The organism is Advenella alkanexedens (assembly GCF_019132845.1).
Lineage (GTDB): Bacteria > Pseudomonadota > Gammaproteobacteria > Burkholderiales > Burkholderiaceae_B > Advenella > Advenella alkanexedens.
Genome location: NZ_JAHSPR010000001.1, coordinates 518,648 through 531,785, shown reverse-complemented (window position 1 = coordinate 531,785; position 13,138 = coordinate 518,648). Strand labels below are relative to the sequence as shown.

Sequence of the window (13,138 nt, the reverse complement as noted above, 5' to 3'; positions counted from 1 at the left end):
ACGGGGTAACGGGGTTGGTTCCGGGCTGATTTCTTCTAGATAGTCCATACGTGTCCATTTGCGATAGTGGACAAGTATGTTCATATTTTATTAGCGACTTGAAAAGATGACTTTACCGGACAGTTACCTTATGCAGGTATGAAAGGCAGATTGTGCTGAGATAGTCGGTCGTTCTAGCGGCCACATTAAAAATCCTCATCCTCAAGATTCTCTCGTGCTGCCAGTAGTCCTTGGATGATTGCTCGTGCTTCATCGCCAAGCTCTCCGCTGAAGTGACGAACCACCCTATCATAGTTTGGAAGTTCGGAGACAGCATCGCGAAGCATTTTGTGAAAACCAGACTGGGTAACCTCCAGCCCGAACACTTCCCGGGTAAGTAATCCAATATTCTCTCCGAAGGTTTGGATTTCGGGTCTTTCAGCTATTGAGAGTAATCCTGTACGTCGTATCATCCAGACACAGCTCATCGGCACTTCCTGTAGAACGACTGGTGAATGCGTTGCAATTAACGCGACGCCATTCCGGTTGATCAGTAAATCTGAGAGGGCTCGCACAAAGGCTGAAAGTAGTGGCGGATGTAGATGTGCTTCGGGTTCATCCAGAAGAACAAGAGTTTTTTCTTCAACAGTCTCGATTAAACGTGTGATTGTTAGAAGTACAATTTTGTGCCCGGAACTTAAGTTCTTGAAAAGTCTGCGCGCTTCGGTTTTTATCTCTTGGAGTCCACTGGTGGAGCGTGCGAGTGACGAGACCCCCGCGTCGCGGAAAATTGGATCGGCTTGTAGCATGTTAAGTGCCCTCTCCCAACGCGCAACCTTCCCGCTCTGACGGCAAATCAATACGCTGTTGACAAAATCGACAGATAAAGCATCAGGGTTTTTGGGTGGTTTGGATTGACCATTTTTATCTTTCTCACTATTCTTTAATCCGATATAGGCATAGCGAACGCCTTGTGACTTGTCCTGTTGGTCAGGAGGAGGCTCAAATGGATCAAACGCACTGAAGGTTACTGAAACGAGGCTGGTAAAAAGATTTTCGTCGAAATCACCGAGCTCAAAGGAAAAGGCACCAACTATTGTCGCATCTGTATTTTGATTAACGATAGCACGTGTCATATCGTTTAGCAAGGTGGTTTTGCCTACGCCATTGCGTCCGATGAGTACATGCACATTAGTAGGAGGATATGATTCTGGGGCAACGAAAAAAGTGAGGCTCAATGGTTCGACGAAGGGAGATCGTCGTTGTGCCGAATAACTGAACTTGTAGTTCGTCAGCCGTGCGCCACCTTGCGCCATCCGATGAAACTGGCCAGTTACCGTTGAGCGATCGACCGATCTCAATAAGGAAGTTCCCGTTACTTGCTCGTTAAGAGCGCGCTCGAATAAGTTGGAGTCTAGTGCTACGTCGCGAAGAGCGCCGAGTATTCGATCGCGCACCCCAGCGCCTAGGTTATTTAAGAAGTCATAATAACTGTCGTCTTGGCCGAGCGAGAAAAACCGATCATCAAGGTTGTCAAACTGCTCAGGGAGATTTGGGCGGTGTTGCTTCTCTGTCATTGCAAACTGGCCAATTTTTACCCCACCAATGTTATGTCGTTCGCCAGTCTCATCGTAAATCACGAGAGTATAAAGCGTTGAAAACTTGAACCAATCGTCCCAGTTATCTGTCAGGAGATAGGCACAATTACTCGCTTGAACGGGAGGATTTTTTCCCACTGGAAGGACGTGAAAGTATGACATTGACCTTACTGAAATACCAATAAAAAACTATCCAAACATATGGCTAGTAACGTGATGTAAATTAATCAAGGATTTAAATTTATTAATACAATCAAGCTGTTAGGGATTTGATGGCAATGTCAATACTGTAAATAAGAGTAGGTACAAGGATTGAACAATATTGCCTTGACAGGTTCTGTATAAAAATAGCTAATTGTCAGCTTATGCTTGAGCCTCTACAGTTGCTTAAGCACAGTAATCAACTATCACTACCAAAAATATCGCGTGTATAAATTTTGTCTTTCACATCTTCAAGCGCTTCAGCCATACGGTTACAGACAATCACGTCGGCAGTTTGTTTGAACTCTTCCAAATCCGTTAAAACCCGTGAGTTATAAAACTCAGTATCCTGTAAAGCGGGTTCGTAAATAACAACTTCAATACCCTTTGCCTTGATGCGTTTCATGATCCCCTGAATGCTGGATGCCCTGAAATTATCAGAACCCGTTTTCATGATCAGGCGATACACGCCGACAATTTTAGGGGCACGTTTTAAAATATCATCTGCAACAAAATCTTTGCGGGTCGTATTGGATTCCACAATCGCACGAATCAGATTTTGGGGTACATCTTTGTAATTGGCCAGTAATTGTTTGGTATCTTTGGGTAGGCAGTAACCACCATAACCAAAACTGGGGTTGTTGTAATGATTGCCAATACGGGGGTCCAGTCCAACGCCTTCAATAATTTGCCTTGTGTTCAAACCATGTATTTCGGCAAAAGAGTCAAGCTCATTAAAATAAGCTACGCGTAGCGCCAAGTATGTGTTTGAAAACAGTTTAACCGCTTCAGCCTCGGTGCTGTCGGTAAACAGTACCGGTGTATCTTTCTTGATAGCCCCTTGTAAAAGCAGGTTTGCAAAAACCTTTGCATTTTCGCTTTGCTCTCCAACAATAATCCTTGATGGGTGTAAATTGTCGTACAAGGCTTTGCCTTCACGCAAAAATTCAGGAGAGAAGATGATGTTTTCATCATTAAACTCTTCTTTGATTCTTTTCGTGAAACCAATAGGTATTGTGGATTTGATCACAATCACCGCATTGGGGTTTACTTTTCTTGCTTCAGCAATAACCGCTTCAACACTTTTTGTATTGAAGTAATTGGTCACGGTGTCGTAATCAGTTGGTGTTGCTACAATGATGAAATGAGCCCCTTCATATGCTTCATTCTTGTTGCTGGTTGCCTGAAGATTCAGGTCATTGTTTTTTAAATAAAAATCAATGTCCGTATCTTCAATGGGGGATTGCTTGTTATTAAGCAAAGCTACTTTTTCTGGAACAATATCCAAAATAACCACGTCATTAGCCTGAGATAATAAAATGGCATTGGACAGACCAACGTATCCTGCGCCTACTACGGTAATTTTCATGCGATACTTATTAAGTAAAATATAAATGAGTGGGGTTTTTAAGTTTAAACTATTAATACAGCTGAGTAATTAGTTTCGGAAGTTAAATTCCTTATACCAGCGTACAAACCTGTTTATTCCTTCTTCTATTTCCATGGCCGGTTTATATCCTACAATTTTTTCTAACCTTGAAGTGTCTGCATAGGTACGTACAACATCGCCAGGTTGCATATCAAGATATATTTTTTCAGCCTCGCAACCGCAAGCAGTTTCAATAGCACGGATAAATCGAGACAGTTCAATAGGCTGGTTGTTGCCAATATTGAATAAATTATAAGGAATTTCTTCGTTAGGAGTTACATTTTGAATTCGCAGCACACCTTCAACAATATCATCTATATAGGTAAAGTCCCGCTGCATTTTTCCATGGTTAAATACTTTTATAGGTTGACCATGCAAAATTGCTTCTGTAAATAACCATGGAGCCATATCAGGGCGTCCCGCAGGTCCATAGACAGTGAAAAAACGTAATCCAGTTGTAGGGATACCATATAATTTAGCATAGCTATGTGCCATTAATTCATTGGATTTTTTTGTGGCGGCATATAGCGACACAGGGTTATCTACCATGTCAGTTTCACTAAAGGGAACTTTGTCATTCATGCCATATACAGAGCTGGAGCTAGCATATATTAGATGTTCAACTTGATTATGACGACAGCCTTCCAGAATAGTCATCATTCCGATTAGGTTGCTATCAACATATGTAAAAGGGTTTTCAATTGAATAACGAACACCTGCTTGAGCAGCTAGGTGAATGACTCGCTGAAATTTTTCGGTAGCAAATAAGGATGCCATATTCTCACGATCAGCTAAATCCAGCTTCATAAAACGAAAATTTTTATAAGGTGTAAGCTGTGATAGGCGATAATCCTTTAGGGCTGGGATGTAATAGTCATTAAGATTATCCAAACCAATGACTTCATGGCCTTGCTCCAGCAAACTTTTGGCAACGTACATTCCTATAAAACCGGCCGCACCAGTGATAAGGTATTTCATAAGTAGTTCTCTAATAATTTTGAGGTTTTTAATGATTGGTTAGTTTGAGTATTTGCTTGCTCTGATTGAACGTGATGTCTCATCGCATAATCCGGTAACTGCACATTTTCCCGAAGCTCTTCCTGCTGCTTATGTACCCAGTCCACAATATGTTCATCCGGTTTAAACCCTTCCACCAGTAAATGAAACACATCACGTACTTTCTGGTAGTCATACGCACGAATTGAATCATCCAAGGTAGCCAGGTGGAATTTCAGTTCTTCCCATTCGGTATGCAGTTCATTGGCGCGCTGGATCATGGGGTGTTCGGTTTTGCTGACGTTGCTGCCAATGAGCAGTTCTTCGTACAGTTTTTCACCGGGACGCAGGCCGGTGAATTTTATTTCTATCTCACCCTCGGGGTTTTCTTTTGACTTAAGCGTTAAGCCCGAGAGCTGGATCATTTTCCTGGCCAGATCCACAATCTTTACCGGCTCACCCATGTCCAGCACGAACACATCTCCGCCTTGGCCCATGGAGCCGGCCTGGATCACCAGCTGGGCGGCCTCGGGGATGGTCATGAAGTAGCGGGTAATTTCCGGATGCGTGACGGTAAGGGGGCCACCGTTGGCGATTTGTTTGCGGAACAGGGGAATAACCGAACCGGAAGAACCCAGTACATTGCCAAAACGTACCATGGTGAAGCGTGTCTGGTTGGAAAATTGCCCGTATTCTTCTGCCCCAAACAGCACCGGGGTAGATTCACGGGCCAAGGCCTGCAGCACCAGTTCGGCCATGCGCTTGGTACTACCCATGATATTGGTAGGGCGTACGGCCTTGTCGGTGGAAATCAGTACAAAATTCTTTACCCGGGCGCGAATGGCTGACTGTGCGGTATACAGGGTGCCAAAAATATTGTTTCGTACGCCTTCGGCTATATTGTGTTCTACCATGGGCACATGCTTGTAAGCGGCGGCGTGGTAAACCGTATCCACCTTCCAGCCGCTCATCACGTCAAACAGGCGGCTTTGGTTGCGAATGGAACCCAGTATGGGAACCACTTTTATATCCAGCTGCTTGTTACGTACATAAATACTTATTTCACGGTGAATATCGTAAAGGGCAAATTCAGAATGCTCAAATAAAATAAGTACTTTAGGCTGCAAGTGAACAATCTGGCGGCACAGTTCCGAGCCAATCGAGCCACCGGCACCGGTTACCATCACCACCTGGTTTTTGACACATTGCTCAAACAGCGCCATATTGGGGGCGACGGGGTCGCGGCCCAGCAGGTCGGCAATATCCACTTCACGCAAGTCTTGTACTTTAATTTTTCCACTGACCAGGTCCATCATGCCGGGCACGGTGCGAACCAGTACCTTGTAAGGAGCCAGGGCATTAATAATTTCAAGGCGACGCGCACGGGTGGCCGAAGGAATGGCCAGCAACACCTTTTCGGTTTCGGTGTTGACAATCACCTCGCCCAATTGTTGGGGATCAAAAACCGTTACCCCGGCAATCACACGGCCGATCAGGGTGGGGTTATCGTCTATGAACCCCACCACTTTCATGTTGCTTTCCATGTTAATGCCATTGAGCAACTGGTTGCCCGCACGGCCGGCACCGTAAATAAGCACTTTCGTACGCTTGTCGCTGCTGTTTTTGGGTTTGCCATTGTAAAAAGGAATAAATACTGACAAACCCGATGAGTCCTTGCTGAAATAATGGCGCATTAACAGCCGCAGGCCACCTGTCATCAGCAGCATAAGCAGCCAGTAAATAAAAATCACGCCACGCGGTACGACCGGGCTAGTGGGCCCGATATAAATAACAATACCCAGTAAAATCGTGGCAATGGTTACCCCTTCAAAAATGGTGGTGCTGGCCTGGGAACCCAGGTAACGCATGACCGCCCGGTAAAACCCTTTCACCACAAAAATAGGCAAAGACACCAGCGGTGCCATAATAAACAGCCAGGCATGGCCGCCAAATGGCTGGATAAAATCGGCGGTGTCCAACCGCAGGTAAAAGGCCAGCCACAAAGACAGCCAGATAATCGCGACATCGGCCACCACCTGCAACAGGCGTTTGTTGCTGCGGTCCAGCTGCAGTAAATGATTCCGCAGCTTTTGTTCCAGGTTGGAATCCTTTTTGGAAACCGTCATTGCCTAACTCCTGCTGGCCTGTTCCATGACACTGCTTAAAACCTGGCAGGTTTTATCTATTTCTGCCGGGGTCAGGGTGGGGTGCACCAGGAACATCAAGGACGTTTCACCCAGTTCCATGGCTACCGGCAGGCGCTGGGCCGGGCGCAGGTTGGTATTGTCGAACGCCTTTTCCAGATACACTTCAGAGCAGGAGCCGGAAAAGGCCGGCACACCTGCTGCCACCATTTCATTAATAATACGGTCGCGGTTCCAGTCGGGTTTTAACTGCTCAGGCCGCACGAACACATAGCATTTGTAGGCGGCATGTTCGCTGCCTTCAGGCACTTCCGGCACCCGCAGGGCAGGCAGCTGTTTGGCGGTTTCCCATATTTGGTTGGCGTTTTGCTGGCGAAGCCTCGTCCATTCCTGCATGCGTTCCAGCTGGATCAGGCCAAGTACGGCCTGTACTTCGGTCATGCGCCAGTTGGTACCAAAGCTTTCATGCAGCCAACGAAAACCGGGGGCATGTTCACGTTCGTACACGGCTTCCCAGCTTTTGCCATGGTCCTTATAGGCCCACATTTTCAGCCAGTAATTCCGGTTATTGGTGGTAACCATGCCGCCTTCACCCCCGGTGGTCATGATCTTGTCCTGGCAGAAAGACCAGGCACCAATATCCCCAATGCTGCCCACTGGTTGGCCTTTGTAAATGGCCCCATGCGCCTGGGCGCAATCCTCCACCACATACAGGTCATGTTCCCGGGCCAGTGCCATAATCGGGTCCATATCGCAGGGCCAGCCTGCCAGGTGCACGCATACAATGGCCTTGGTGTTGGGCGTTAATACCGCCTTGATGGTTTCCGCGGTAATGTTTTGCGAATCACGGCAAACATCGGCAAACACCGGTTTGGCACCGGTATTGATAATGCTGGACACCGAAGCCAGGAAGGTGCGGGAAGTCACGATAACCTCATCACCCGGGCCAATATCCAGTGCTTTGAAAGCCAAATCCAGCGCCAGCGTGCCGTTTGCCACGGCTATTGCATGGGCGGTATGAGTCCAGGCGGCAAAGGCTTTTTCAAAATCCCGGCATTGGGTACCCGTCCAGTAATTAACCTTGTTGGATAAAATAACATCACGAACGGCATCGGCCTCTTCAACAGTGAAAGAGGGCCAGGGGGAGAAGGGGGTATTTAGCATAAGAACTCGCGTAAATTATCTAAACTTTCAACCCAAATATTGGGTAAAAATATTTGTTCTAAGTTTTCTACAGATTGAGAGTGAATATTTTCACTATCACCAATCAAACCAATAGTGTGCCAACCTAATTCATTGGGGGCTTTAAAGTCTTTTTTGGGGTTGTCGCCGATATAAACGTAATTGTCTGCTTTATATCGGTGTGATATTTCTATGAAACGCTTAGGGTCAGGTTTTTCTGATTGCCAGTCTTCAGATATAAAAGCCGGGAGTTGATCAAGACCCAGTGCTGCAATTTTAAGACGTTGTGTTGTTGATCTGCCATCAGTCAAAATGGCTATTCCTGCAGTAGATTGTTGGATTAAATGCAGGATTTCTTTTGTTTCTTTAGAAAGTGAGATATTGGGTTGATGAAGCCGGTATATCCAAAGAAATGACTCTTTAACAGAGGTATTCAATTGAAGATGGTGGCAAAGGTTTTGCCAAATATCCTTAATTCCAGCTTGTTGCCATTCAACTAGCAAGTTACCCAGATCATTTTCATATATTTTTTTAACAAATGCTGAGACAGCATTTAAACCGGAAATATTGTAACTTTTTTCTTTGTATAAGGTGTCGTCAAGATCAAAAACGACAAAAGATTGCTTATTTATTTTTATCATGAACAATTACTTTTGCATCGTAACGAAGCATTAAAAGGTTATCTTCCCAATTATCAAAAAATTCAATATTTTTATTTAATAAGTATTCTTGAATTAACCATTCTGGATAGTTTGCACCTGCTGCATGTGCAAGAGGGTAGCCTCCCCCAAATCTGGGATTGATTTCAAGAGACTTAATGGATTCGGTTTCTGGATTCGCAAATACCTGTACTGTTATGCAGCCCATACCACCTTTTAGCTTATCCAATTTATTTAACAGGTATTTATAAACAAAGTTTTTTCGTGTTGCACCTTTGCTTACTTCACCAGCACGGATCTCAAGTCGCTCGCGGGGTACCAGGCAACAGAGTTTTCCTTGCTTGTTGTAATAAGCATCAATAGTATATTCTTTATACTCTTTCCCAATGAGCTCCATAAACATATTACGCTCATCGGACATGATATCGTTAGTGAGCATATCTTTGTTAAAAATGGGCATGGCCCCTATACTACAGCTGCCATCATAGGGTTTGCAAAAACACGGAAATTTTATGTCGTCACGATCATAAATTTCAGGTTGATCAATAGCTAATGATGTGAAAATTTTGGCTGATTCCCGTTTGTCTCTACATGCTTCAACTAAATTTTGGCTTGCAATTACAACAGTGGTTCCAATATTGTTAAATTTTTCTTTGTTTTTGGCAAGAACGATAAGCTCAGTATCAATGGTGGGAATAACCAATCCAATCTTATGGTTTGTGCAAATATCTATTAAAAAATTAATGTATTCATCAGATGTCACTCTAGGAGCTTTAAAAGAAGCATCTGAAACCTGGCATGCAGCGGAAATATCAGGATATAAATCTGTTGTGTAAACCTTTGATTCAGGAAAATGCTTCTTTAACGCTTCCTGGAAAACTTGCACCAGTTCAACACGACGCCCGGCAGATAATATTAGAATATTCGTCTTGCTATTCATTTTCTTTACGAGTTCCTTCGAAAGGAGGCATGGTTACATGACCATCTGCAGAAATTCCATCTTTAATAAACACTTTTTTGACGGTCAGGAACAGGATTTTTACATCCAGCCAGAAAGATTGATTATCCACATACCAGACATCCAGCTTGAACTTTTCTTCCCAGCTGATGGCATTGCGGCCATTGATTTGTGCCCAACCGGTAACACCCGGGCGCACCTCATGGCGGCGAGCCTGTTCTTTGCTGTACAGGGGCAGGTATTCCATTAATAAAGGGCGTGGTCCTACCAGACTCATATCGCCTTTTAATACGTTCCATAGTTCGGGTAGCTCATCCAGACTGGTGGAACGCAGGAAATTTCCGAAAAGTGTCATGCGTTCTGAATCGGGCAGAGGGTTGCCGTTTTTATCCAAGGCATCTCGCATGGTACGGAATTTGACCATGGTAAAGGGCTTGCCGTTCAGGCCAGGACGAACCTGGCGGAAGAGAACGGGGGAACCCAGTTTTTTTGATATTTTCCATGCAACGAATGCTATTACGGGTGATAGAATAATTAAGGCAATAGCCGATACAAAGATATCAATAAATCGTTTAAACATGGAATATGGTTGTAAGAAAATTAATGAAGATTTCTAAGGCATTGATTTTTATGAATGAAAATCTTAGCTTCCTCAAGAAGTTCATTTAATAGGCCAGAAAGTTCTTCAGCTATGTCGTATTTGCGCTTGGAAAGTGCCCAGTTACTGAATTCATCCATAGAATCAGGGTCTAAAATAATTTCGTTGTTTTTGTCTATAAACAAAACAAAACCGGCCTTATGCAAAATTTTGTTGGTTGAAATAAATTCAAACATGATGATACTCCTTAGTTTTAAAAAGTATCATTTTAATAATCAAAATTAAGCATATCTATTCGTACTTTCCGAAATGCCCATTGCTTTTAGCATACTGTCATTGACTTTATGAACATCGTATTTTTCTTCTGCTATTTCTCGTGAACGCTGTCCCATTTTTTTAATCAGATCAGGGTTGTCAATTAAATTTTTCATGGCAACAACCAGTGCTTCTACTGACTTAACTGGAACAAGAAAGCCATTGTCATTATCAATAACAGTTTCCCTGCAACCGGGGGCGTCAGTGGTAATAATGGCCCTGCCCATTGACATGGCTTCTAACACTGTACGTGGAGTTCCTTCTCTGTATGAGGGTAGTACGAAAACTGAACAGTTTGAAATGGCAGGGCGTACATCAGCCAGTTTGCCCAGGTAGTTAAGCGTACCTTCCTCAATCCAAGTGTCTAGTTCCTGTTGTTTGATGGTATCGGGGTTTTCATCTATCCAGCCAACCAGGTCAAAATTTACTTCAGGATGATTTTTTTTTATTTGTTTAGCTGCTTGTGCATATTCCCGTACACCTTTGTCTCCCAAGAGGCGTGCAATAAGCAGGAAACGTGGTGATGTTGGCAAAGGAGTTACTTCATACTCAGAAATGTTGACACCCGAGCCGTTCACTACAAAAGTGGGCGTTGATGGTTTAAGGATCTTTAACTTTTTGAATAAGGCCTGGTCATCTGGGTTCTGGAAAAACACTTTATGAGTTCTGCCCAAAGCCAATGAATATAATCGTTGTACCAATTGTCGGGTTAAGCCACGTTTGGTGGATGTACTGTCTTGCTGCCCCTGAAAGGCATAACCCAAACCGGTAATTAATGCAAAGCGTTTCGGCACTTTTGCCAGCCATGCAGCCAAGGAGCCATAAATAACAGGTTTAATGGTGTATCCTAATACGTATTCTGGTTTGATGCGACGTATAAGCTTTAATAAATGTACTAAAGTTATCATGTCAGCCAAAGGGTTCATGCCAGTTCGGTGTAGTGGGATATCGTGAACAACTATATTTCGTGCTTCCAATTCTTTTTTTAGGCTATTATCGCTGGCAATGTCTGGTACGGCAACATGAACTTGAAGACCTTTCTTGCTTATTGCTTCAATTAATGGTCCTCTGAATTTTATTAGGGAGTCTGGATAGCTGGCAATTAGCAGGAAAGTCATATAAAACTAGATTAAATATATTAATAATTTATTTGAAAGTGTTCTATTATTTAGTATTAATTAAATAGTAATACCATCTGATTTAGTCATTTTCAGTGTTTTTTTAGGCTGAAATGAATCGTTTAACAAGCTGTTGAAGTATTATATCCAGACGCTCCAACTGTATTTTCAGCCCTTTTTGAGATAAACTCGGTGCCAAACGCAGGCACATAAAAAGCCTTCTCAAGAAGGGAACCCCCTTCTTGGCAATCATGCGCAGCAACCACTTGATCTTGTAGCCTGCATCGCACAGCACTGCATGGAGCTGGTCTCCGCTTTTTTCCTTGAGATGGCAGCGTTTCATTCGGTGATCCGTTTTCAAATGCCTGATGAACGGTTCAATCGCCTGACACCGTTTAAGCTGCTTTTTCTTCTGTGCTGCCAAACGTTTGAGCTTACATCGATGCGCGATGGCTTTTTCCTGGACGGTGCTGTCAACGATCACCTGCCTGAGTTCCTGCGATTTGATCAGTTTGAGTTCAACTGCCGCATTAATGGTTTGCGCCAGCAGTTCTTCAAGCCCTTCATCGCCTAACAAGTGACGGAATTTAACCAGTGTCGTAGCATCGCAGGGTATGCGATCTTCATAATAGGCTTGTGCTGAGAAGAATTGCCCTCGTGGGGTATTCGCCTAACATTCAACCACACCTTCATCAGATTCGTTAAAAGCATGCTTGAGGTACAGCGGTGAAATCATCCCCTGTAACGGGATACGTGGCCGCCCGGCCTGGCTGGCCTTAGTCTTGTGCACGAACAGATGAGCAACCTGTGTCTCTATTTCCTGCCAAGGCATCCATGAGACAAAAACGGACAGCAGGTGACATAGGCCAATCATTTAGTCAATACGTGAACGGAAAAAATCATCGGTAGCAGGACAAGCAAACATCATGGTAAAACTCCCAGAAACTAGATGTTATTAAACACTAAATCGGGTGTTTTTATCATCAGAAATCACCCAAATAGCCCATATTTATTGGGCTTGGGGGGTGTTCAGAGCTGACTAAATATTCTTTAAATAAAAATCTTAGAGTAATAATAAGTCCTTAGCGCCGCCTCTTTAAATTTTAAGCTTTTTAAAGAATAAATAAAATGCTTAATAAATATTAAGAAAAGATATTTATCTAATGATTTATTTCTTATTAGCATTTTATTCTTTGAGAAAAAAATTATAGGATATGGGACACTATTTTTACGAGCAGATCTGGAGAAATCTTCTACTTGATTTACAATACTGAGATAACTAACGTCACATGCAACAGTGCCATTTAAAGCCATTTGTATCCAGACATATAAATCCTCTCCTGCGGTTACTCCTTCAGGAAAACCACCGATAGTTAAAAATGATTTTTTTCTCACGCACGCTTTTGAACTATTTAAAACACTACCTTTGCTAGATGCTTTGAAAAAATCCTCAACATATCCGCGATAACCATCGGGTAGACCATGTTTAGGTTTGAAAGGTTCAGCACCACTTTTTTTGACCATATGTGCTAATGCATATAGGTCAGCATTGGGAAAGTCATTAATTAAAGCAGCTAAGGTTTCTAGAAAACTTGTTTTCCATTCATCGTCAGCATCTAGAAAACATATCAAATCATACTTGGATGATTTAACCCCCTTATTACGAGCCGCTGAGACTCCCTTGTTTTTCTGGTAAATATATTTAACATTATCCAGACCTTCAATTGTTTTTTTTACAATGATATCTGAATTATCTGTCGCGCCATCATTAACAATTATTAATTCATAATGTTTGTAGGTTTGTGCCAAGACAGACCTTAAACATTTTTCAATGCTGTACTCTTTGTTATAAAGAGGAACAATTATGGAAAAATACATATTATTATCACCATTTGTATTTAATTTAAATATTAAATTTTTTTATAAAAAAATTATTGATAACTTCATTGCTTCCATATTTT

13 protein-coding genes are annotated in these 13,138 nt (G+C 43.0%); all 13 read right to left on the bottom strand.

Features of this window, described 5'->3' with window-relative positions; genetic code table 11:
- Window positions 1-185: 185 nt before the first annotated feature.
- The 13 genes from KU392_RS02485 to KU392_RS02430 all read right to left on the bottom strand — a co-directional run bounded on the left by KU392_RS02485 (window position 186) and on the right by KU392_RS02430 (window position 13,055).
- Entirely contained in the window at window positions 186-1,739 is a 1,554-nt protein-coding gene (locus KU392_RS02485) for an AAA family ATPase (RefSeq protein ID WP_217734466.1), read from the bottom strand.
- A 238-nt stretch (window positions 1,740-1,977) separates the two neighbouring features.
- Window positions 1,978-3,147: a nucleotide sugar dehydrogenase gene (locus KU392_RS02480; protein WP_217734465.1), complete on the bottom strand. Its 1,170-nt coding sequence runs from the start codon at window positions 3,145-3,147 to the stop codon at window positions 1,978-1,980.
- A gap of 69 nt (window positions 3,148-3,216) precedes the next feature.
- Window positions 3,217-4,185: an NAD-dependent epimerase gene (locus KU392_RS02475; protein ID WP_217734464.1), complete on the bottom strand. Its 969-nt coding sequence runs from the start codon at window positions 4,183-4,185 to the stop codon at window positions 3,217-3,219.
- Window positions 4,182-6,329 carry a polysaccharide biosynthesis protein gene (locus tag KU392_RS02470; RefSeq protein ID WP_217734463.1) on the bottom strand — a complete coding sequence of 716 codons (2,148 nt, stop codon included), beginning with the start codon at window positions 6,327-6,329 and terminating at the stop codon, window positions 4,182-4,184. The genes KU392_RS02475 and KU392_RS02470 overlap by 4 nt, the downstream gene beginning before the upstream one ends.
- A 3-nt stretch (window positions 6,330-6,332) precedes the next feature.
- Complete coding sequence (locus KU392_RS02465; RefSeq protein WP_217734462.1) at window positions 6,333-7,511, bottom strand: DegT/DnrJ/EryC1/StrS family aminotransferase; 1,179 nt, start codon at window positions 7,509-7,511, stop codon at window positions 6,333-6,335.
- The gene (locus KU392_RS02460) at window positions 7,505-8,170 is read right to left on the bottom strand and encodes an HAD family hydrolase (protein WP_217734461.1); all 666 of its coding nucleotides are present in this window, start codon (window positions 8,168-8,170) and stop codon (window positions 7,505-7,507) included. Before KU392_RS02460 ends, KU392_RS02465 begins: the two co-directional genes overlap by 7 nt.
- The gene (locus KU392_RS02455) at window positions 8,154-9,128 is read right to left on the bottom strand and encodes an ATP-grasp domain-containing protein (RefSeq protein WP_217734460.1); all 975 of its coding nucleotides are present in this window, start codon (window positions 9,126-9,128) and stop codon (window positions 8,154-8,156) included. The genes KU392_RS02460 and KU392_RS02455 overlap by 17 nt, the downstream gene beginning before the upstream one ends.
- Window positions 9,121-9,726, bottom strand: coding sequence for a sugar transferase (locus KU392_RS02450; RefSeq protein WP_217734459.1), 606 nt, complete (start codon window positions 9,724-9,726; stop codon window positions 9,121-9,123). The genes KU392_RS02455 and KU392_RS02450 overlap by 8 nt, the downstream gene beginning before the upstream one ends.
- Before the next feature lie 20 nt (window positions 9,727-9,746).
- Window positions 9,747-9,980 (bottom strand): hypothetical protein, encoded by a 234-nt coding sequence (locus KU392_RS02445; RefSeq protein WP_217734458.1) that lies wholly within the window; start codon window positions 9,978-9,980, stop codon window positions 9,747-9,749.
- Between the two features lie 45 nt (window positions 9,981-10,025).
- Complete coding sequence (locus tag KU392_RS02440) at window positions 10,026-11,177, bottom strand: glycosyltransferase family 4 protein (protein WP_217734457.1); 1,152 nt, start codon at window positions 11,175-11,177, stop codon at window positions 10,026-10,028.
- Window positions 11,178-11,280: 103 nt separating this feature from the next.
- Window positions 11,281-11,754, bottom strand: a complete 474-nt coding sequence (locus tag KU392_RS02435) for a hypothetical protein (protein WP_217734456.1) — start codon at window positions 11,752-11,754, stop codon at window positions 11,281-11,283.
- Between the two features lie 93 nt (window positions 11,755-11,847).
- The gene (locus KU392_RS14460; protein WP_484765265.1) at window positions 11,848-12,051 is read right to left on the bottom strand and encodes a transposase; all 204 of its coding nucleotides are present in this window, start codon (window positions 12,049-12,051) and stop codon (window positions 11,848-11,850) included.
- A gap of 176 nt (window positions 12,052-12,227) precedes the next feature.
- Entirely contained in the window at window positions 12,228-13,055 is an 828-nt protein-coding gene (locus KU392_RS02430; protein WP_217734455.1) for a glycosyltransferase family 2 protein, read from the bottom strand.
- Window positions 13,056-13,138: the final 83 nt, after the last annotated feature.

Coding starts and splice junctions, on each gene's coding strand:
- KU392_RS02485 (WP_217734466.1), bottom strand. CDS start 1,739: ATGTCATACTTTCACGTCCTTCCAGTGGGAAAAAATCCTCCCGTTCAA.
- KU392_RS02480 (WP_217734465.1), bottom strand. CDS start 3,147: ATGAAAATTACCGTAGTAGGCGCAGGATACGTTGGTCTGTCCAATGCC.
- KU392_RS02475 (WP_217734464.1), bottom strand. CDS start 4,185: ATGAAATACCTTATCACTGGTGCGGCCGGTTTTATAGGAATGTACGTT.
- KU392_RS02470 (WP_217734463.1), bottom strand. CDS start 6,329: ATGACGGTTTCCAAAAAGGATTCCAACCTGGAACAAAAGCTGCGGAAT.
- KU392_RS02465 (WP_217734462.1), bottom strand. CDS start 7,511: ATGCTAAATACCCCCTTCTCCCCCTGGCCCTCTTTCACTGTTGAAGAG.
- KU392_RS02460 (WP_217734461.1), bottom strand. CDS start 8,170: ATGATAAAAATAAATAAGCAATCTTTTGTCGTTTTTGATCTTGACGAC.
- KU392_RS02455 (WP_217734460.1), bottom strand. CDS start 9,128: ATGAATAGCAAGACGAATATTCTAATATTATCTGCCGGGCGTCGTGTT.
- KU392_RS02450 (WP_217734459.1), bottom strand. CDS start 9,726: ATGTTTAAACGATTTATTGATATCTTTGTATCGGCTATTGCCTTAATT.
- KU392_RS02445 (WP_217734458.1), bottom strand. CDS start 9,980: ATGTTTGAATTTATTTCAACCAACAAAATTTTGCATAAGGCCGGTTTT.
- KU392_RS02440 (WP_217734457.1), bottom strand. CDS start 11,177: ATGACTTTCCTGCTAATTGCCAGCTATCCAGACTCCCTAATAAAATTC.
- KU392_RS14460 (WP_484765265.1), bottom strand. CDS start 12,051: ATGATTGGCCTATGTCACCTGCTGTCCGTTTTTGTCTCATGGATGCCT.
- KU392_RS02430 (WP_217734455.1), bottom strand. CDS start 13,055: ATGTATTTTTCCATAATTGTTCCTCTTTATAACAAAGAGTACAGCATT.